21 protein-coding genes are annotated in these 19,017 nt (G+C 55.7%); 14 read left to right on the top strand and 7 right to left on the bottom strand.

Annotated elements, in window-relative coordinates:
* Positions 1-65: 65 nt before the first annotated feature.
* From thpR to panD, 9 genes are all read left to right on the top strand, one after another.
* The gene (thpR, locus tag NI40_RS03765) at positions 66-620 is read left to right on the top strand and encodes an RNA 2',3'-cyclic phosphodiesterase (RefSeq protein ID WP_033144659.1); all 555 of its coding nucleotides are present in this window, start codon (positions 66-68) and stop codon (positions 618-620) included.
* Complete coding sequence (gene sfsA, locus NI40_RS03760; protein WP_039260626.1) at positions 610-1,314, top strand: DNA/RNA nuclease SfsA; 705 nt, start codon at positions 610-612, stop codon at positions 1,312-1,314. Before thpR ends, sfsA begins: the two co-directional genes overlap by 11 nt.
* Positions 1,315-1,490: 176 nt before the next feature.
* Positions 1,491-1,946: an RNA polymerase-binding protein DksA gene (gene dksA / locus NI40_RS03755; RefSeq protein ID WP_001155232.1), complete on the top strand. Its 456-nt coding sequence runs from the start codon at positions 1,491-1,493 to the stop codon at positions 1,944-1,946.
* 59 nt (positions 1,947-2,005) lie between these two features.
* Positions 2,006-2,896: a tRNA glutamyl-Q(34) synthetase GluQRS gene (gluQRS, locus tag NI40_RS03750; RefSeq protein WP_039260767.1), complete on the top strand. Its 891-nt coding sequence runs from the start codon at positions 2,006-2,008 to the stop codon at positions 2,894-2,896.
* Between the two features lie 42 nt (positions 2,897-2,938).
* Positions 2,939-4,336: a polynucleotide adenylyltransferase PcnB gene (gene pcnB, locus NI40_RS03745; protein ID WP_072162357.1), complete on the top strand. Its 1,398-nt coding sequence runs from the start codon at positions 2,939-2,941 to the stop codon at positions 4,334-4,336.
* Positions 4,333-4,812, top strand: a complete 480-nt coding sequence (folK, locus tag NI40_RS03740; RefSeq protein ID WP_033144656.1) for a 2-amino-4-hydroxy-6-hydroxymethyldihydropteridine diphosphokinase — start codon at positions 4,333-4,335, stop codon at positions 4,810-4,812. The genes pcnB and folK overlap by 4 nt, the downstream gene beginning before the upstream one ends.
* Before the next feature lie 123 nt (positions 4,813-4,935).
* Positions 4,936-5,727: a 3-methyl-2-oxobutanoate hydroxymethyltransferase gene (gene panB, locus NI40_RS03735; protein WP_014882600.1), complete on the top strand. Its 792-nt coding sequence runs from the start codon at positions 4,936-4,938 to the stop codon at positions 5,725-5,727.
* 11 nt (positions 5,728-5,738) lie between these two features.
* Complete coding sequence (gene panC, locus NI40_RS03730) at positions 5,739-6,590, top strand: pantoate--beta-alanine ligase (RefSeq protein ID WP_023310431.1); 852 nt, start codon at positions 5,739-5,741, stop codon at positions 6,588-6,590.
* A gap of 33 nt (positions 6,591-6,623) precedes the next feature.
* A complete protein-coding gene (gene panD, locus NI40_RS03725; protein WP_006810068.1) occupies positions 6,624-7,004 on the top strand; it encodes an aspartate 1-decarboxylase in 381 nt (126 codons plus the stop codon).
* A 3-nt stretch (positions 7,005-7,007) separates the two neighbouring features.
* Here the strand turns inward: panD and NI40_RS03720 are convergent, their stop codons facing one another.
* The 4 genes from NI40_RS03720 to NI40_RS03705 form a co-directional block, all read right to left on the bottom strand.
* Entirely contained in the window at positions 7,008-8,255 is a 1,248-nt protein-coding gene (locus NI40_RS03720; protein WP_039260771.1) for a polysaccharide deacetylase family protein, read from the bottom strand.
* Between the two features lie 62 nt (positions 8,256-8,317).
* Positions 8,318-8,758 (bottom strand): PTS sugar transporter subunit IIA, encoded by a 441-nt coding sequence (locus tag NI40_RS03715; RefSeq protein WP_033144654.1) that lies wholly within the window; start codon positions 8,756-8,758, stop codon positions 8,318-8,320.
* Positions 8,759-8,862: 104 nt separating this feature from the next.
* Positions 8,863-9,633 (bottom strand): ABC transporter permease, encoded by a 771-nt coding sequence (locus tag NI40_RS03710; protein ID WP_023310428.1) that lies wholly within the window; start codon positions 9,631-9,633, stop codon positions 8,863-8,865.
* Positions 9,630-10,556, bottom strand: coding sequence for an ABC transporter ATP-binding protein (locus tag NI40_RS03705; RefSeq protein ID WP_003856300.1), 927 nt, complete (start codon positions 10,554-10,556; stop codon positions 9,630-9,632). Before NI40_RS03705 ends, NI40_RS03710 begins: the two co-directional genes overlap by 4 nt.
* A 107-nt stretch (positions 10,557-10,663) precedes the next feature.
* Here NI40_RS03705 and can point away from each other — a divergent pair, with 107 nt between their 5' ends.
* Complete coding sequence (gene can / locus NI40_RS03700; RefSeq protein WP_008501947.1) at positions 10,664-11,326, top strand: carbonate dehydratase; 663 nt, start codon at positions 10,664-10,666, stop codon at positions 11,324-11,326.
* Positions 11,327-11,387: 61 nt separating this feature from the next.
* Here can and hpt read toward each other — a convergent pair whose 3' ends face one another.
* Positions 11,388-11,924: a hypoxanthine phosphoribosyltransferase gene (gene hpt / locus NI40_RS03695; protein ID WP_008501948.1), complete on the bottom strand. Its 537-nt coding sequence runs from the start codon at positions 11,922-11,924 to the stop codon at positions 11,388-11,390.
* Between the two features lie 208 nt (positions 11,925-12,132).
* Between hpt and NI40_RS03690 the strand changes: the two genes are divergently transcribed.
* Complete coding sequence (locus tag NI40_RS03690) at positions 12,133-14,523, top strand: glucose/quinate/shikimate family membrane-bound PQQ-dependent dehydrogenase (protein WP_039260774.1); 2,391 nt, start codon at positions 12,133-12,135, stop codon at positions 14,521-14,523.
* Positions 14,524-14,629: 106 nt separating this feature from the next.
* Here the strand turns inward: NI40_RS03690 and cueO are convergent, their stop codons facing one another.
* A complete protein-coding gene (cueO, locus tag NI40_RS03685) occupies positions 14,630-16,198 on the bottom strand; it encodes a multicopper oxidase CueO (RefSeq protein WP_039260777.1) in 1,569 nt (522 codons plus the stop codon).
* A 145-nt stretch (positions 16,199-16,343) separates the two neighbouring features.
* Here cueO and NI40_RS03680 point away from each other — a divergent pair, with 145 nt between their 5' ends.
* From NI40_RS03680 to speD, 3 genes are all read left to right on the top strand, one after another.
* Positions 16,344-16,691: a YacC family pilotin-like protein gene (locus NI40_RS03680; RefSeq protein ID WP_014882582.1), complete on the top strand. Its 348-nt coding sequence runs from the start codon at positions 16,344-16,346 to the stop codon at positions 16,689-16,691.
* 115 nt (positions 16,692-16,806) lie between these two features.
* Positions 16,807-17,676 carry a polyamine aminopropyltransferase gene (gene speE, locus NI40_RS03675; protein ID WP_023310424.1) on the top strand — a complete coding sequence of 290 codons (870 nt, stop codon included), beginning with the start codon at positions 16,807-16,809 and terminating at the stop codon, positions 17,674-17,676.
* Positions 17,677-18,471 carry an adenosylmethionine decarboxylase gene (gene speD, locus NI40_RS03670; RefSeq protein ID WP_032649781.1) on the top strand — a complete coding sequence of 265 codons (795 nt, stop codon included), beginning with the start codon at positions 17,677-17,679 and terminating at the stop codon, positions 18,469-18,471.
* Between the two features lie 31 nt (positions 18,472-18,502).
* Here speD and yacL read toward each other — a convergent pair whose 3' ends face one another.
* Entirely contained in the window at positions 18,503-18,865 is a 363-nt protein-coding gene (yacL, locus tag NI40_RS03665) for a protein YacL (RefSeq protein WP_039260781.1), read from the bottom strand.
* Between the last annotated feature and the right edge of the window lie 152 nt (positions 18,866-19,017).

Here is a 19,017-nt window from a genome sequence, read left to right as displayed (position 1 = left end):
CCAGAGGGTTAACATTAGTCGGCGTACATTGTAGCATCGGCGCATATCATTACCGAGTCCTCCGTATGCCTGAGTCGAAACGGCTGTTTTTTGCCATTGAATTGCCCACCACCATACAGCGTCAAATTGTTCGCTGGCGCGCCGATTGCTTTTCGCCGGAAGCGGGCCGCCCTGTCGCGGCGGCCAACCTGCACCTGACGCTGGCCTTTTTGGGCGACGTCAGTGCCGAAAAACAGCGGGCGTTAGCCGCAATGGCCGGGCGTATTGCCCAGCCGGAATTTACGCTGCACCTCGACGACGCGGGCCAGTGGCCGCGTTCGCGCGTGGTGTGGCTGGGAACGCGCCAGCCGCCGCGCGGATTATTGCAGCTGGCGAATATGCTGCGCGCCCAGGCGGCGCGCAGCGGCTGTTATCAGAGCCCACAGCCGTTTCATCCACATATCACGCTGCTGCGCGATGCCGGTCAGGCCGTTGCTATCCCGCCGCCGGGTTTTCACTGGGCCTTTCCGGTCAACGCATTCGCGCTTTACGAATCCGTCTTTGCACAGGGACGCACCCGCTATACGCCGCTACAGCGCTGGACGCTGGGCAACACCGAAAGGAATTCTGATGAAGTTTAGTCCTCCCCTGCAACACGCTACGCTTATCCAACGCTACAAACGCTTCCTCGCCGACGTGATCACCCCCGAAGGGGTTCAGCTCACCCTGCACTGCCCCAATACCGGCGCCATGACGGGGTGTGCGACGCCGGGTGACAGGGTCTGGTATTCCACTTCAGAAAATAGTAAACGCAAATATGCCCATACCTGGGAAGTGACCGAAACCCAAAACGGGGCATTTATTTGCGTTAATACCCAGCGCGCAAATCAGCTGGTTAAGGAAGCGCTGACCCTTGGCGCCATTCCCGAACTGGTGGGATATGGCACGCATAAAAGTGAAGTGAAATATGGCGATGAAGGCAGCAGAATTGACTTCATGTTACAGGCGGAAGACAGGCCCGAGTGCTATATTGAAGTAAAATCAGTGACGTTAGCGGAACAGGAAAATGGCTACTTCCCGGATGCGGTAACGCTGCGTGGCCAGAAGCATCTGCGAGAGCTAATGAGTGTTGCGGCGGCGGGCAAACGCGCCGTATTGCTGTTTGCGGTGTTGCATTCAGCCATTGAACGTTTCTCCCCTGCCCGCCATATTGATCCTAAATACGCGCAATTGTTGAATGAGGCACAAAAGCAGGGGGTAGAGGTTTTCGCTTATAAAGCGGAACTTTCTGCCGATAATATGACTCTGAGATCCTCTCTTCCCATTGTCTTGTAAGGGATTAGACGATTGTCGAATAAGTGTTCTGGCCGCGTGCGCAAATACGCTTTTCCTCACAGGCTTGTCAAGTGTTACGTTTAGATAATTGCCTTACGGAAAAGCATCTGCTATTTATAGCGACCTGATTTTTCCCCCAACACGGGGATCGATAGTGCGTGTTAAGGAGAAGCAACATGCAAGAAGGGCAAAACCGTAAAACATCGTCCCTGAGTATTCTCGCCATCGCTGGGGTGGAGCCGTATCAAGAGAAGCCGGGCGAAGAGTATATGAACGAAGCCCAGCTGTCGCACTTCAAGCGTATTCTTGAAGCATGGCGTAATCAACTCAGGGATGAAGTCGATCGCACCGTTACTCATATGCAGGATGAAGCTGCCAACTTCCCGGATCCGGTAGACCGTGCCGCTCAGGAAGAAGAGTTCAGCCTCGAACTGCGTAACCGTGACCGCGAACGCAAACTGATCAAAAAGATCGAGAAAACGCTGAAAAAAGTCGAAGACGAAGATTTTGGCTACTGCGAATCCTGCGGTGTTGAAATCGGTATTCGTCGCCTGGAAGCGCGTCCAACCGCCGATCTGTGCATCGACTGTAAAACGCTGGCCGAAATCCGCGAAAAACAGATGGCCGGTTAATACCAGCGCTGTTTACACACTCCAAAGGCGGGAGTCTCTCCCGCCTTGTTACTGTTGATATGTCTGAATCACACTATATTGGGCGCTTCGCGCCATCTCCTTCCGGTGAATTACACTTCGGCTCATTGATTGCCGCGCTCGGCAGCTACCTGCAGGCTCGCGCCCGCCTGGGAAAATGGCTCGTACGCATTGAAGATATTGACCCTCCTCGTGAAGTTCCCGGTGCTGCAGACACTATTCTGCGTCAGCTGGAACATTACGGTCTTCACTGGGATGACGAGGTGCTCTGGCAGTCAAAACGTCACGATGCCTATCGGGAACGTCTGGCCTGGCTTCGCGATCGGGGGCTTTCATATAACTGCACCTGCACCCGCGCGCGTATCCAGAGCGTGGGAGGGGTCTATGACGGCCACTGCCGCACGCTTAATCTTCCCCCGGAAAATGCCGCCGTACGTATAAAGCAGCGCTCCCCGGTGACGCGCTTTACCGATCTCCTCTCCGGTGAGATTCATGCCGATGAACGTCTGGCGCGTGAGGATTTTATTATTCACCGCCGTGACGGCCTGTTTGCCTATAACCTGGCGGTGGTCGTCGACGATCGTTTCCAGGGCGTGACGGAAATTGTGCGCGGGGCGGATCTGGTCGAGCCGACCGTGCGACAAATATCGCTGTATCGCCAGTTTGGCTGGACGGCCCCGGACTACATTCATCTGCCGCTGGCGGTCAATGCGCAGGGCTTTAAATTGTCAAAGCAGAACCACGCCCCGGCCCTGCCAGACGGCGATCCGCGTCCTGTTTTGATCGACGCGCTGCGATTTCTCAACCAGAATGTAACCAACGAATGGCAGGATCTGCGTATTGACGAACTGCTGAAAATGGCCGTTGCCAACTGGACGCTCGCGGCAGTGCCAAAAATCCAGCATTCTCAAATGCGTTGCGCTGAGCTATGATTAGCCGCTTTTTTCATAACAAAACACACTACGAGGTGTACCATTTTTACCCGAGTCGCTAATTTTTGCCGTAAAGTGCTAAGCCGCGAAGAGAGCATGGCGAACGATGCTATTGCACAGCCACACATGTCGGTTATTCCGCGTGAGCAGCACACTATTTCCCGCAAAGATATCAGTGAAAATGCCCTCAAGGTGCTCTATCGTCTGAATAAAGCGGGCTACGAGGCCTATCTCGTGGGCGGTGGAGTGCGTGATTTACTGCTGGGCAAAAAACCAAAAGATTTCGACGTGACGACCAGCGCCACGCCTGAGCAGGTGCGCAAATTATTCCGCAACTGCCGTCTCGTTGGCCGCCGTTTCCGTCTGGCTCACGTGATGTTTGGCCCGGAAATTATCGAAGTGGCGACCTTCCGCGGCCACCACGAAGCGGGCGCATCCGATCGCACCACGTCACAGCGCGGCCAGAACGGCATGCTGCTGCGCGACAATATCTTCGGCTCTATCGAAGAAGATGCCCAGCGTCGTGACTTCACCATCAACAGCCTTTATTACAGCGTGGCGGATTTCACTGTGCGCGATTACGTCGGCGGCATGCAGGACCTGAAAGAAGGTCTGATCCGTCTGATCGGCACGCCGGAAACGCGCTATCGCGAAGATCCCGTGCGTATGCTGCGCGCCGTGCGTTTCGCCGCCAAGCTCAATATGCGCATCAGCCCGGAAACGGCAGAGCCGATTCCGCGCCTGGCGACGCTGATTAACGACGTGCCGCCTGCCCGCCTGTTTGAAGAGGCGCTGAAGCTGCTGCAGGCTGGCCACGGCTTTGAAACCTACAACCTGCTGCGCGAATACAACCTGTTCCAGCCCCTCTTCCCGACCATTACCCGCTACTTCACCGAAAGCGGTGACAGCCCAATGGAGCGGATGATTGCGCAGGTGCTGAAAAATACCGATACCCGTATTCGCAACGACATGCGCGTCAATCCGGCGTTCCTGTTTGCGGCGATGTTCTGGTATCCGCTGCTGGAAACGGCCCAGCGAATTACCCAGGAGAGCGGGCTTGCCTACTATGACGCCTTCGCGCTGGCCGCAAACGACGTGCTGGACGAAGGATGCCGTACGCTCGCTATTCCAAAACGCATTACCACGCTGGTGCGCGATATCTGGCAGCTTCAGCTGCGCATGTCCCGTCGTCAGGGCAAACGCGCCTGGAAGCTGATGGAGCATCCAAAATTCCGCGCCGCCTTCGATCTGCTGTCGCTGCGTGCTGAAATTGAACGCAACCAGGAGCTGCAGCGCCTGGCGCAGTGGTGGGCCGAATTCCAGGTTTCCGCACCGCCGGAGCAAAAAGATATGCTCACCGGGCTGGATGAAGAGCCGGAACCGCGTCGCCGCCATCGCCGTCCGCGCAAACGCGCGCCGCGTCGTGAAGGGACAGCATGACCCTCGCGTATATCGCCATCGGCAGCAATTTAGCCTCTCCGCTGGAGCAGGTGAACGCTGCCGTACAGGCGCTGGGGGAGATCCCGCAAAGCAAGATCGTGGCGGTCTCCTCTTTCTACCGCACGCCGCCGCTGGGCCCGCAGGATCAGCCTGATTATCTCAATGCCGCCGTGGTGCTGGAAACTGCCCTTGATGCCGAAACGCTGCTGGATAACACCCAGCGCATCGAACTGCAGCAGGGACGCGTACGCAAAGCCGAGCGCTGGGGACCGCGCACGCTGGACCTCGACATTATGCTGTTTGGTCACGAAACCATTAACACTGAACGTCTCACCGTTCCGCATTACGACATGAAAAACCGCGGGTTTATGCTCTGGCCGCTGTTTGAAGTCGCCCCCGATCTCATCTTCCCGGATGGCATCCCACTCAGGACCATTCTGGACAACCTCAACGCGGAAAGACCCGCCCGCTGGTGATCCGGTTCCCCTGCCGATTAACCTCAAAATAATTGTGGCTAATCGGTTACCTAAAATCATTGTTCCCCCGAATGTTACTGTTAGAATGCGCAAAGATTCGCTTTTGGGCTATCAGGAAACAGTATGAAACCAACCACCATCTCCTTACTGCAGAAATGCAAACAGGAAAAAAAACGCTTCGCCACCATCACCGCGTATGACTACAGCTTCGCCAAACTCTTTGCCGAAGAGGGTATCAACGTCATGCTGGTCGGAGATTCGTTAGGGATGACGGTACAAGGACATGATTCCACCCTGCCGGTCACGGTTGAGGATATCGCTTACCACACGCGTGCGGTGCGCCGCGGGGCTCCAGCCTGCCTGCTGCTTTCCGATCTGCCGTTTATGGCCTATGCCACGCCGGAGCAGGCATTCGAAAACGCGGCAGCGGTCATGCGTGCTGGCGCTAACATGGTCAAAATTGAAGGCGGCGCCTGGCTGGTGGATACGGTGAAGATGCTCACCGAGCGCGCCGTGCCGGTGTGCGGCCATTTGGGCTTGACGCCGCAGTCCGTCAACATCTTTGGTGGATATAAAGTGCAGGGCCGCGGTGACGCCGCCCAGACGCTGTTTGATGATGCCCTGGCGCTGGAAGCCGCAGGCGCCCAGCTGCTGGTGCTGGAGTGCGTGCCGGTTGAGCTGGCGAAGCGTATTACTGAAGCCCTGTCGATTCCGGTGATTGGTATTGGCGCAGGCAACGTGACCGACGGTCAGATCCTGGTGATGCACGACGCCTTTGGCATCACCGGCGGGCATATTCCGAAGTTTGCCAAAAATTTCCTCACCGAAGCGGGCGACATGCGCGCTGCGGTCAGGCAGTATATTGCCGACGTTGAATCCGGTGTTTACCCGGGTGAAGAACACAGTTTCCATTAAGGAGTCTCGTTGTGCTAATCATTGAAACCCTGCCGCTGCTGCGCCAGCATATCCGTCGTGCGCGTCAGGAAGGTAAACGTATCGCACTGGTCCCGACCATGGGCAACCTGCATGACGGCCATATGAAGCTGGTTGACGAAGCAAGAGCCCGTGCAGATATCGTGGTGGTCAGTATCTTCGTTAACCCAATGCAGTTTGACCGCGCCGACGATCTGGCACGCTATCCGCGCACCCTGCAGGAAGATTGCGAGAAGCTCAAAAAACGCCATGCGGATATTGTCTTCTCTCCGGCACCGGCGGATGTCTATCCTCAGGGTACCGATGAGGCCACTTACGTTGACGTACCGGGCATTTCCACCATGCTGGAAGGCGCAAGCCGCCCGGGTCATTTCCGCGGCGTATCGACCATCGTCAGCAAGCTGTTCAACCTGGTGCAGCCGGACGTTGCCTGCTTCGGTGAGAAAGATTTCCAGCAGCTGGCGCTGATCCGCAAGATGGTTGCGGATATGGGCTACGATATCGAGATTGTCGGCGTACCGATTGTACGCGCGAAAGACGGTCTGGCGCTCAGCTCGCGAAATGGCTACCTGACCGCCGACCAGCGTAAAATCGCGCCGGGCTTAAGCAAGGTCATGAACACCATGGCAGAACAGCTGCTGGCGAAAGAGTTAACTGCCGAAGAGATTATTGCTCTGGCTGAACAGGCGCTGAACGATAAAGGCTTCCGCGCTGATGATATTCAAATTCGCGATGCCGACACGCTTCTGGAGCTTACACAGACCAGCAAACGTGCGGTCATTCTGGTGGCGGCATGGCTTGGTCAGGCCCGCCTAATCGACAACAAAGTGGTTGAACTGGCGTAGGTTTCTCTACCCGGAAGATGAAAGGTAAACGTAATGATTCGCAAAATGCTGCAAGGTAAGCTTCACCGTGTGAAAGTCACCCAGGCCGACCTGCACTATGAAGGCTCCTGCGCCATCGACCAGGATTTCCTTGATGCTGCGGGCATCCTTGAAAACGAAGCGATTGATATCTGGAACGTTAACAACGGCAAACGTTTCTCCACCTACGCCATCGCCGCCGAGCGCGGGTCTAAAATCATCTCCGTTAACGGCGCGGCAGCGCACTGCGCGGACGTGGGCGATATTGTGATTATCGCCAGCTTCGTGATGATGTCTGATGAAGAAGCGCGCCGCTGGCAGCCGAAAGTTGCCTACTTTGAAGGCGACAACGACATGAAACGTACCGCGAAGGCGATTCCGGTTCAGGTTGCTTAAGCACTATCCCTGCGGCTGATTGCTGATCAGCCGCGACATGGTCTCCAGCGAATCCGTCCTTAAGATGTACAGGCGTTTCAGTAAGAACGGATTATCCCCCGGCTTCACCTTCCCTTTCACCGTCGTCACCGCCAGATGGAAACCGGCATCATTCGCCGCCTTTATCGCCTTATTGTCGTAGCCGCCAAACGGATAGGAAAGATAGAGCACGCGTGGATTAAACTGCGCCAGCGCGCGACGCGAGCGTTCAAAATCAAACAAAATCACGTGATAGCTGCGGCTCAGTAAAATCGGGTGCTTATACCCATCCACGCGGTGCAGGAAGTGGGTGTGGGACTGAATATCGAACACATCCTGAATCCCCTTAATCTCCTGCACGCTCATAAACTGCAGCGATTTTGGATCCCACTTCTGCGGATGGCCCTTTATACGGGAAGAGATAATAAACGCGGTAGCCTTGAAGCCGTACTCTTTCAGCACAGGATAGGCATAGCGGCTGACGGATTTCAGGCCGTCGTCAAAGGTAATCACCACCGATTTTGCAGGCAGGTTCATTTTGTTACGCACGTACCCTTCAAGCTGGTACATCGTCAGGGTGGTATAGCCCTGATCGCGTAGCCAGGCCATCTGGTTGTTGAACGCACGTACGCTGGTCGTTGTGGACGTATGTCGAAAGCGCGTGTTTTCTTCATCACGCAAAATATGATGGTAGGTCAGAACCGGAAGGCCGTTATCTTCCTGCGCGTCCAGGCTGCTGATCCATGCCAGACGATTGCCGATGCGGATCTCGAACCAGGTCTGATTCAGACGGTCTTTCAGTTTATTCAGTATGGGATAGCGCAGATTGGCGCTTAACGTGCCGAACGGCGCGCTGCCGCTCGACGGCGCGTTATACACCGGCGTGTCTTTCCAGGTAATAAGGTTCTGATTGCTCAGGGGCTTATTGAGATCCCCGAGGCTGTCCTCGACGCGCTGTTTCCCCTGAACCGGCTCCAGGTGGCCCTTGTCGATAAACCCCGTGCCAAAACCGAAGCGAAATTCGTAGTAGTCCGCCGCCGCGGGCACAACGGCCAGGATCTGCCCGGCGCGCACGTTACCGACGTTGATCACGCTGTTCCCCACCTGCGCCCAGATCGCCGCGTCTTCGGTGGTTTGCATGTACTGGGCAGGCAGCGTGTGCTGACTGAGTAAACTGGCTGAGCTGAGGCCGGAAATGAGCATCAATAGCAAGAAAAGAATGCGCGGTAGCATGGTGTCTTAATCGGTGCGGAAAACTGCCGCTATTGTAACAAATGAGACATCAATACCCACGTTTAATTCTTATACAAATCGTGGAGCAGGACGAAGGGAGGATTTTTTTGCTGCTGATGCCACAAGCTGCTGACGCCCGGAACGCCCTGCGCCACGATGGCCTGGCGAAACTCTGCGCTGCTTAAGGATCCACGCTGCGGATACATTAACGCCAGCAGGGAAAAGTTAATACCCGAGATCACTTCACAGCACGCGTGCTTATGACTCAGCAACGCGGCTGCGCGGTAAGGCGCCGCGCCCGATTTATCGGTAAGAAAAATCACGCCATCCCCGGTGTCCGTTTCATGCAGGGCATCGCACATCATGCGGCTCAGCATGTTGGTGCTCAACCCGCGCCAGTAGTTTACCGCCCGGCATTGCACCAGCGGGCCAAATCTGGCTTCAAGCTTATCCAGCATTTCCTGCGCCTGTTCATCGTGGCAGGTGATAACCCATCCCAGCATAACTCCCTCCTTAGCAGGCAAGTAGTTTAGCGGAGTGAAGGTTAGCTTACGGTGATAACTGTCAAAGAAAGTGCCCGGCAAACAGAGCGTCGCCGGGCAAAAGATTAGCTGCGCAGCCCGCGTCCGCGCTGGATCAGCGACCAGCAGAGCAGGTAGAAGGCGATGATGAACACCACCAGTACCGCCACCGTGGTAAACAGCGGCACATCGGTGATGCCGAGGAAGCCAAAGCGGAACCCGCTGATCATGTAGACAATCGGGTTCAGGTGCGACAGCGCCTGCCAGAACGGTGGCAGCAGCGTCAGGGAGTAGAACACCCCGCCGAGATAGGTCAGCGGCGTCAGCACGAAGGTCGGGATCAGGCTGATGTCGTCAAACGTTTTGGCGAACACGGCGTTCAGCAGACCGGCCAGCGAGAAGAGGATCGCCGTCAGGAGCAGCGTCAGCGCGACAAACAGCCACGAGTGGACCTGGAACGGCACGAAGAACAGCGAAATCGCCGTGACCAGGATCCCCACGCACAGCCCGCGCGCCACGCCGCCGCCGACATAGCCCGCGATAATGACGTGCGTCGGCACCGGCGCGACCAGCAGCTCTTCAATATTGCGCTGGAACTTGGCGCTGAAAAACGACGACGCCACGTTGGCATAGGCGTTAGTGATCACCGCCATCATGATCAGGCCCGGCACGATAAACTGCATATAGGTAAAGCCGTGCATCTCACCAATCCGGGAGCCAATCAGGTTACCGAAGATGATGAAATAGAGCGTCATCGTGATGACCGGCGGCACCAGGGTTTGCACCCAGATACGCATAAAGCGGTTGATCTCTTTCGCCCAGATACTTTTCAGCGCGACCCAGTAAAGATGCGTCATGCCTTGTCTCCTTGTTTGTCATGTACCAGAGAGACAAACAGCTCTTCCAGTCGGTTCGCTTTGTTACGCATACTTAAAACCTGAATCCCCTGCGCGCTCAGCTGTGAGAACACGCTGTTAATCCCCTGCTCGCGCAGCACTTCCACTTCCAGCGTCGAGGTATCCACCAGACGATAGTTGTAACCTTCAAGTTTTGGCAGCGCGCTTTTCGCCGCCAGATCGAGAATGAAGGTTTCGGATTTCAGCTTGGAGAGCAGATTCTTCATCGAGGTGTTTTCCACCAGCTCGCCGTGCTGAATGATGCCGATATTGCGGCACAGCATTTCAGCCTCTTCAAGGTAGTGGGTGGTCAGAATAATGGTGGTGCCTTTGTCGTTGAGATCTTTCAGGAAGCCCCACATGGAACGACGAAGTTCGATATCGACACCCGCAGTCGGCTCATCGAGGATCAGCAGCTTTGGCTCGTGCATCAGCGCACGGGCGATCATCAGGCGGCGCTTCATCCCGCCGGACAACATGCGCGCACGTTCGTTACGCTTTTCCCACAGATCGAGCTGCTTAAGGTATTTTTCGCTACGCTCCAGGGCCTCTTTACGCTCAACGCCGTAATAGCCCGCCTGGTTAACCACAATCTGCTGCACCGTCTCGAACGGGTTGAAGTTGAACTCCTGCGGAACCAGCCCCAGCTGGCGCTTGGCGTTCACCACATCTTTTTGCAGGTCGTACCCAAAGACGCTCACCCGGCCGGACGTTTTATTGACCAGCGAGCTGATAATCCCAATGGTGGTCGATTTCCCGGCCCCGTTCGGCCCCAGAAGCGCGTAAAAATCGCCGGCCTCTACTTTCAGATCTATTCCGCGTAGCGCCTGAACGCCACCCGGATAGGTTTTTTTAAGCTGCTCAAGCTCCAGTGCAATTGCCATGAAATTAACTTACCTTCAGTTCTTACACACGTTGTGTGGTTTCATTAAAAGTCGGGTTACCCTATAGTAGCGCAACGCAATAACTCGGTTACAGGTCGCTAACCTCCATGAACAACATAGATACACTCATCAGCAACAATGCACTATGGTCAAAAATGCTGGTGGAGGAAGACCCCGGATTTTTTGGAAAACTCGCGCAGGCGCAGAACCCACGCTTTCTCTGGATTGGATGTTCCGACAGCCGCGTACCGGCGGAGCGCCTGACCGGCCTTGAACCCGGCGAACTGTTTGTTCACCGCAATGTCGCCAATCTCGTGATTCACACCGATCTCAACTGTCTTTCTGTTGTTCAGTATGCCGTGGACGTTCTGCAAGTCGAGCACATCATCATTTGCGGCCATTATGGCTGCGGCGGCGTGCAGGCGGCGGTTGAAAACACGGAACTGGGGCTCATTGATAACTGGCTACTGCACATCCGCGATATCTGGTTCAAACATAGCTCACTGCTGGGCGAAATGCCGCAGGAGCGTCGTATGGATACCCTTTGCGAACTCAACGTGATGGAGCAGGTGTATAACCTGGGCCACTCAACGATCATGCAATCAGCGTGGAAACGCGGGCAGAAGGTCTCTATCCACGGCTGGGCGTACGGGATTCACGATGGCCTGCTGCGCAATCTGGAAGTGACCGCCACCAACCGCGAAACGCTGGAGCAGCGTTACCGTTCGGGGATTGCCAACCTTCAGCTTAAGCATGTAAATCATAAATAAAGCCGGGGATTTTCTCCCTCTCCCTGTGGGAGAGGGCCGGGGTGAGGACATCAGCCCTCGATTACTCGTCCAGCAGTACCACTTTCCCCACATACGGCAGATGACGATAGCGCTGCGCGTAGTCAATGCCGTAACCGACGACGAATTCGTCAGGAATCGAGAAGCCCACGAACTCTACCGGCACCTGCACTTCACGACGGTCGGGTTTATCCAGCAGCGTACAAATCGCCAGAGATTTTGGCTCGCGCAGGCTCAGGATCTCGCGCACTTTTGACAGCGTGTTGCCGGAGTCGATGATGTCCTCAACGATCAACACATCTTTGCCACGAATATCTTCATCCAGATCTTTCAGGATTTTCACATCACGGGTAGTGGACATGCCGCTGCCGTAGCTGGAGGCGGTCATAAAATCGACCTCATGGGGCACATGCACCTCACGGCACAGGTCTGCCATGAACATGAAAGAGCCGCGCAACAGACCGACCAGCACCATTTCGCTGCCGCTGTCCTTGTAATGTTCGGTGATTTGACGACCCAGTTCGGCGATACGCGCTTTGATCTCGGCTTCCGGGATCATCACTTCAACAGTATGTTTCATATTACTAACCAAATGATTTTAATGAAAATCTCTCAATGCTGGTGAATTCATCTCCGGCATCGATACGCAAGCCAGCCATTATATCAGCAAATGGATAACCCTGGCGTATGAGTTATAAAAAGCAAATATTGTGATTCCGATCACACTTGTTAATACCTATAATTAGTTGCTAGCAAATTATTAACAAAAACTGACGAGTACACTTTCTATGGCTGAAACAAACTCTAAACAGCCGCGTCTACTGGTGACATTAACAGCCGCATTCGCAGCCTTCTGCGCGCTGTATCTGTTAATCGGTGGCGTCTGGCTGGTCGCTTTAGGCGGCTCCTGGTACTACCCGATTGCGGGTCTGGTTATGGTTGGCGTAACCGTCCTGCTGTTGCGTAGAAAACAATCTGCACTGTGGCTGTATGCCGCCCTCCTTCTTGCCACCATGATCTGGGGCGTCTGGGAAGTCGGGTTCGACTTCTGGGCACTGACGCCGCGCAGCGACATCCTGGTCTTCTTCGGTATCTGGCTGATCCTGCCGTTCGTGTGGCGTCGCCTGATTGTGCCGTCCAGCGGTGCGGTGGCAGGCCTGGTTGTTGCCCTGCTGATTACCGGCGGCATTCTGACCTGGGCCGGCTTTAATGACCCGCAGGAGATCAACGGTACGCTGAACGCGGAATCCACGCCTGCTGCGGCTATCTCGCAGGTCGCTGACGGCGACTGGCCAGCGTATGGTCGTAACCAGGAAGGTCAACGCTACTCTCCGCTGAAGCAGATCAACGCGGACAACGTTAAAAACCTGAAGGAAGCCTGGGTATTCCGTACCGGCGACCTGAAGATGCCGAACGATCCGGGTGAACTGACCAACGAAGTCACGCCGATTAAAGTCGGCAATATGCTCTACCTGTGTACGGCGCACCAGCGTCTGTTCGCGCTCGACGCGGCCACCGGTAAAGAGAAATGGCACTTCGATCCGCAGCTGAACTCCAACCCGTCCTTCCAGCACGTCACCTGCCGCGGCGTCTCTTACCATGAAGCGCGCGCCGATAATGCGAGCCCGGAAGTGGTTGCTGACTGTCCTCGCCGCATCATGCTGCCGGTGAACGATGGCCGTCTGTTCGCCATCAATGCCGAAACGGGCAAGCTGTGCGAAACCTTTGCCAACAAAGGTATCCTGAACCTGCAGACCAACATGCCGGACACCACGCCGGGTCTGTATGAGCCAACCTCACCACCAATCATCACCGATAAAACCATCGTGATTGCCGGTTCGGTAACGGATAACTTCTCCACGCGTGAAACCTCCGGCGTAATCCGTGGTTTCGACGTGAACACCGGTAAACTGCTGTGGGCCTTCGACCCGGGCGCGAAAGATCCCAACGCGATCCCGTCGGACGAGCACACCTTTACCTTTAACTCGCCAAACTCCTGGGCGCCCGCGGCGTATGACGCGAAGCTGGACCTGGTCTATCTGCCAATGGGGGTGACCACGCCAGATATCTGGGGCGGTAACCGCACGCCGGAGCAGGAGCGTTATGCGAGCGCTATCGTGGCGCTGAATGCGACCACCGGTAAGCTGGCATGGAGCTACCAGACCGTTCACCACGATCTGTGGGATATGGATATGCCGTCCCAGCCGACGCTGGCGGACATTACCGTTGATGGCAAAACCGTTCCGGTGATTTACGCGCCGGCCAAGACGGGCAACATCTTCGTGCTGGATCGCAGCAACGGTAAGCTGGTTGTGCCAGCACCGGAAAAACCGGTTCCGCAGGGCGCGGCGAAAGGCGATTACGTCAGCAAAACCCAGCCGTTCTCTGACCTGAGCTTCCGTCCGAAGAAAGACCTCAGCGGTGCGGACATGTGGGGTGCCACCATGTTTGACCAGCTGGTGTGCCGCGTGATGTTCCACCAGCTGCGCTATGAAGGCATCTTCACGCCGCCGTCTGAGCAGGGCACGCTGGTCTTCCCGGGTAACCTGGGGATGTTCGAGTGGGGCGGGATCTCCGTTGACCCTAACCGTCAGGTGGCAATTGCCAACCCGATGGCGCTGCCGTTCGTTTCCCGCCTGATCCCACGCGGTCCGGGCAACCCAATGGAGCAGCCGAAAGACGCGAAAGGCAGCGGTACCGAAGCCGGCATTCAGCCGCAGTACGGCGTACCGTTTGGCGTAACGCTGAACCCGTTCCTGTCGCCGTTTGGTCTGCCGTGTAAACAGCCTGCCTGGGGTTATATCTCCGGTCTGGATCTGAAGACTAACCAGATCGTATGGAAAAAACGTATTGGTACGCCACAGGACAGCATGCCGTTCCCGATGCCTGTTCCGGTGCCGTTCAATATGGGTATGCCAATGCTGGGTGGCCCAATTTCCACCGCCGGTAACGTGCTGTTCATCGCGGCAACCGCAGATAACTACCTGCGCGCGTACAACATGACCAACGGTGAAAAACTGTGGCAGGGCCGTCTGCCGGCGGGTGGCCAGGCCACGCCGATGACCTATGAAGTGAATGGCAAGCAGTACGTTGTCATCTCAGCGGGTGGTCACGGTTCGTTTGGCACGAAGATGGGCGACTATATCGTCGCGTATGCGTTGCCTGACGAAGGCAAATAAAAGCAAAACGGCAACTTCGGTTGCCGTTTTTGTGTTTGTTCCCTCTCCCCGTGGGAGAGGGTCAGGGTGAGGGCATCAGGCCGCACCTGCGATCACCCGGCTTTTTTTATACCGTGAACCCCAGCATCATCCCCGTATCCTCATGCTCCAGCAGGTGGCAGTGCGCCATATAGGCAAACTCCTTCGGCGCCTCGTGGTCAAACTTCACCAGCACCTCGCTGACGCCGCCTTCCACTCTCACCGTATCTTTCCAGCCCGCGCGATGCGCATCCGGCGCTTTGCCGTTCTCTGTGAGAATACGGAACTGGGTGCCGTGGATATGGAACGGGTGCAGCATCATGTCCCCTTCGCCTGAAATCACCCAGCGCTCAAGCTGACCCTTTGTCGCAGCAAACATCGGCGTGTTCATGTCGAACGCTTTGCCGTTGATCATGTTGGCGTTGTGGAAATCAAAGCCATGGTCGCCGTGATTCATATTCCCCATGCCGCCCATTTTGCCGTGGTCCATATTCATGTGGCCCATCATCTGGCCGTGCTGCATCCCCGCCATCGCCTTATCGCCATATTTCGCCATCAGCGCCTGCATGCCCATCATATCGAGCATCGGGTTCATGGAGAGCTGCAGCTTGCGCTGCGTAAGCCCCTCCAGCGACGGGAGGGCTGGCAAAGTGGTTAACGTATCAGGCAGCGTGCCGGATGCGGCCACCAGCAGCGGCTGAATACGCAGCACCGGATGCGGCTTATCAAACGGTGCGACCGCCATTCCCATCTGGCTCACCGGCAGCGTCACGAGGTCAAACGGCTTGCCGTCGCTGATATCCACCAGCACCTCAAAGCGTTCGCCCATGAGCATCGGCAGCTCGCTCACCTTCACCGGCTCCGGCAGCAGGCCGCCGTCGCTGGCTACCACGTACAGCGGGCGTTTATCGCTGGCGGCAAAATTGAGCGAGCGCGCGTTACAGCCGTTGAGCAGGCGCAGGCGCAGCCAGCCTTTCGGCGCGGCGTGCTGAGGGTAAATGGCGCCGTTGGTCAGCAACGTGTCGCCAAACCAGCCTACCGCCGCGCTCATCACGTCCAGCTGATAGTCAATTTGCCCGTCAGCGTTGAATTTCTTGTCCTGCACAATCACCGGTACATCGTCGATGCCCCACTGTTTCGGCAGGCGCAGCAGGCGGCTTTCGTCGTCTTCAATCAGCACCAGCCCCGCCAGCCCCATCGCCACCTGATGGCCCGTTTTGCCATGCTGATGCGGATGGAACCAGCAGGTCGCCGCGCGCTGATCGGGCGTAAAAGTGACGCTGCGCGTACCGCCCGCTTTGATGATGCCCTGCGGCCCGCCGTCCACCTCGCCCGGCACTTCCAGCCCGTGCCAGTGCAGCGTCGTCTCTTCGGCGAGCGTGTTGTGGATATCCACCGTCACCGCTTTCCCTTTACGTAGCTGAAGCGCCGGACCGAGCAAATTGCCGTTATAGCCCCACGTCGTGGCGTTGTGCTCGCCGAACGTCGTTTTACCGGCCTGAACCACAAGCTGGATACGGCTGCGGGCGTCAGCGGTCAGTAAGTCAGGAATGGGTAAGGCAGGCCTGTCGGCCGCGAAAACCGCACGGCTCCAGAGAGGTAATGCGCTGGCAGCCCCCAGCACAGCGGAATATTTTAAAAAATCACGACGTTGCATGTTCATTTCCTTATTTCCAGCAGGCGATCTTTTGAGCATAAACCCTCCCCTTACCGGAAGGTCAAGTCAAGCGGCAATAATAAAGATCGTCGCACCGGCATCAAGTATGCTAACGTTAATTTTCCGTGAAGAAGTGGTAGAAGCAATGAAGACGTTTTTCAGGACAATTTTGTTCGGAAGCCTGATGGCAATGTGTGCGAACAGCTATGCGCTAAGTGAAAATGAAGCGGAAGATATGGCCGATTTAACGGCGGTTTTTGTATTCCTGAAAAATGATTGTGGCTACCAGAATTTACCCAACGGGCAGATTCGCCGCGCGCTGGTCTTTTTTGCCCAGCAAAACCAGTGGGATCTCAGCAACTACGACAGCTTCGACATGAAGGCGCTCGGCGAAGACAGCTACCGTGACTTGAGCGGTATTGGTATTCCCACTGCCAAAAAATGTAAAGCGCTGGCTCGCGACTCACTCAGCCTGCTCGCCTACGTCAAATAACCTTCCCGACGCCCCCTGTTGAACCTATAGCCGTGCAACCACGGTTATAGTTAGCTATCATGTTTCGCTCATTTTTTGTGAGCGTAACGGATGTTAACAAAGGAGGAGTCCGCGTATGGCCGACCACACGTTGTGGCATGAAACACTGCATGACCAGTTTGGTCAGTACTTTGCCGTTGATAACGTGCTCTATCATGAGAAAACCGATCACCAGGATCTCATCATCTTCGAAAACGCCGCCTTTGGCCGCGTGATGGCGCTGGACGGCGTGGTGCAAACCACCGAGCGCGACGAGTTTATCTATCACGAAATGATGACCCACGTTCCGCTGCTGGCGCACGGACACGCGAAGCATGTCCTGATTATCGGCGGCGGCGACGGCGCAATGCTGCGTGAAGTGTCCCGCCATCGTTCCATTGAAACCATCACCATGGTGGAAATCGACGCGGGCGTCGTCTCTTTCTGTCGCCAGTACCTGCCCAACCACAATGCCGGTAGCTATGACGATCCGCGCTTTAGCCTCGTAATTGACGACGGCGTTAACTTTGTTAACCAGACCTCGCAGACCTTTGACGTCATTATCTCCGACTGCACCGACCCTATCGGCCCCGGCGCGTCGCTGTTTACCTCCTCCTTCTACGAAGGCTGCAAGCGCTGCCTGAACCCGGGCGGGATCTTCGTCGCACAAAATGGCGTCTGCTTCCTGCAGCAGGATGAAGCGCTCGACAGCCATCGTAAGCTGAGCACCTATTTCGATGACGTCAGCTTCTATCAGGCGGCCATTCCGACATACTACGGCGGGATCATGACCTTTGCCTGGGCGACCGATAACGACGTATTACGCCATCTCTCCACCGAAATTATTCAGGCCCGCTTCCATCAGGCCGGTCTTCAGTGCCGATACTACAATCCGGCTATCCATACCGCAGCGTTTGCTCTGCCGCAGTACCTGCAAGACGCATTATCCACTAAGGGGGTGAGCTAATTGAAAAAGCTTAAACTGCATGGCTTTAACAACCTGACGAAAAGCCTGAGTTTTTGTATTTACGATATCTGCTATGCCAAAACAGCGGAAGAACGCGATGGTTACATCGCCTATATCGACGAACTCTACAACGCCAACCGTCTGACCGAGATCCTGTCAGAAACCTGTTCCATTATCGGCGCAAACATCCTGAACATCGCCCGACAGGATTATGAACCTCAGGGCGCCAGCGTGACTATTCTGGTCAGCGAAGAGCCGGTCGACCCGAAGCTAATCGACAAAACTGAACATCCGGGCCCGCTGCCGGAAGTGGTCGTGGCCCACCTGGATAAAAGCCATATCTGCGTGCACACCTACCCGGAGAGTCACCCGGAAGGCGGGCTGTGCACGTTCCGCGCCGATATTGAAGTGTCGACCTGCGGCGTGATTTCCCCGCTGAACGCGCTGAACTATTTAATCCACCAACTGGAATCGGACATCGTCACCATTGATTATCGCGTGCGTGGTTTTACCCGCGATATCAACGGCATGAAGCATTTCATCGACCACGAGATCAACTCCATCCAGAACTTTATGTCCGAGGACATGAAATCGCTGTACGACATGATGGACGTGAACGTGTATCAGGAAAATATCTTCCATACCAAGATGTTACTTAAGGAATTCGACCTTAAGCACTATATGTTCCACACGAAGCCGGAAGATTTGAGCGAAGAAGAGCGTAAGGCGATTACTGACCTGCTCTGGAAAGAAATGCGCGAGATTTACTACGGCCGCAATATTCCGGCCGTGTAAAAGCAAGCCGGAGCAGGGATGCTCCGGGCTGTTATTTCTGTTTCATAAAGTCGCGGTAGGCATTTACCACCTGAAGGAAATCCTCTACGCCGCACATCGACAGGCTTTCTTCGTCATAGTAGCTCATCCCCTCTTCCATCTCGTCACCTGAAAACTCGAGCTGGTTGGCACGCACCATGACCTCTTCACCGTCCATCCACAGCGTATATTCATGCCCGGCGCACTGCCAGGATCGTTCACTGCCTTTCACCGTATTTGCCGCCTGTTCAACCTCATCAAGAAGTGCGAGATTTTCTTTCACCTCTTCGTTAAACCAGTGTCCAACGGCTTCGTGGCCCATCGACATACGCACTTTCACCACTCCGGTGATGTCGCGCAGAAATTCGTAATCCATAGTGTTTTCCTCTGCAAAGCCATTACGGTAATTATCGCAGCAGCGAGGAAGAAAAAAAGCGGGAGAGGTGGGAGGAATGAAAATAAAAAGGTGAGAGCAAGACCCTGCGGCCTGATGCCCTCACCCCGTCCCTCTCCCACGGGAGAGGGTGC

The sequence above is a fragment of the Enterobacter sp. E20 genome, from assembly GCF_000801755.2.
Classification (GTDB): Bacteria; Pseudomonadota; Gammaproteobacteria; order Enterobacterales; family Enterobacteriaceae; genus Enterobacter; species Enterobacter asburiae_B.
This window is presented reverse-complemented; position numbering and strand designations above follow the sequence as displayed.

What these genes read in the sequence shown, in the direction of transcription:
- panD (WP_006810068.1), top strand. Translation starts at nt 6,624, where the DNA reads ATGATTCGCAAAATGCTGCAAGGTAAGCTTCACCGTGTGAAAGTCACC.
- dksA (WP_001155232.1), top strand. Translation starts at nt 1,491, where the DNA reads ATGCAAGAAGGGCAAAACCGTAAAACATCGTCCCTGAGTATTCTCGCC.
- hpt (WP_008501948.1), bottom strand. Translation starts at nt 11,924, where the DNA reads ATGAAACATACTGTTGAAGTGATGATCCCGGAAGCCGAGATCAAAGCG.
- NI40_RS03710 (WP_023310428.1), bottom strand. Translation starts at nt 9,633, where the DNA reads ATGACGCATCTTTACTGGGTCGCGCTGAAAAGTATCTGGGCGAAAGAG.
- folK (WP_033144656.1), top strand. Translation starts at nt 4,333, where the DNA reads ATGACCCTCGCGTATATCGCCATCGGCAGCAATTTAGCCTCTCCGCTG.
- cueO (WP_039260777.1), bottom strand. Translation starts at nt 16,198, where the DNA reads ATGCAACGTCGTGATTTTTTAAAATATTCCGCTGTGCTGGGGGCTGCC.
- yacL (WP_039260781.1), bottom strand. Translation starts at nt 18,865, where the DNA reads ATGGATTACGAATTTCTGCGCGACATCACCGGAGTGGTGAAAGTGCGT.
- NI40_RS03680 (WP_014882582.1), top strand. Translation starts at nt 16,344, where the DNA reads ATGAAGACGTTTTTCAGGACAATTTTGTTCGGAAGCCTGATGGCAATG.
- NI40_RS03690 (WP_039260774.1), top strand. Translation starts at nt 12,133, where the DNA reads ATGGCTGAAACAAACTCTAAACAGCCGCGTCTACTGGTGACATTAACA.
- thpR (WP_033144659.1), top strand. Translation starts at nt 66, where the DNA reads ATGCCTGAGTCGAAACGGCTGTTTTTTGCCATTGAATTGCCCACCACC.
- panB (WP_014882600.1), top strand. Translation starts at nt 4,936, where the DNA reads ATGAAACCAACCACCATCTCCTTACTGCAGAAATGCAAACAGGAAAAA.
- speE (WP_023310424.1), top strand. Translation starts at nt 16,807, where the DNA reads ATGGCCGACCACACGTTGTGGCATGAAACACTGCATGACCAGTTTGGT.
- NI40_RS03720 (WP_039260771.1), bottom strand. Translation starts at nt 8,255, where the DNA reads ATGCTACCGCGCATTCTTTTCTTGCTATTGATGCTCATTTCCGGCCTC.
- can (WP_008501947.1), top strand. Translation starts at nt 10,664, where the DNA reads ATGAACAACATAGATACACTCATCAGCAACAATGCACTATGGTCAAAA.
- NI40_RS03715 (WP_033144654.1), bottom strand. Translation starts at nt 8,758, where the DNA reads ATGCTGGGATGGGTTATCACCTGCCACGATGAACAGGCGCAGGAAATG.
- NI40_RS03705 (WP_003856300.1), bottom strand. Translation starts at nt 10,556, where the DNA reads ATGGCAATTGCACTGGAGCTTGAGCAGCTTAAAAAAACCTATCCGGGT.
- gluQRS (WP_039260767.1), top strand. Translation starts at nt 2,006, where the DNA reads ATGTCTGAATCACACTATATTGGGCGCTTCGCGCCATCTCCTTCCGGT.
- sfsA (WP_039260626.1), top strand. Translation starts at nt 610, where the DNA reads ATGAAGTTTAGTCCTCCCCTGCAACACGCTACGCTTATCCAACGCTAC.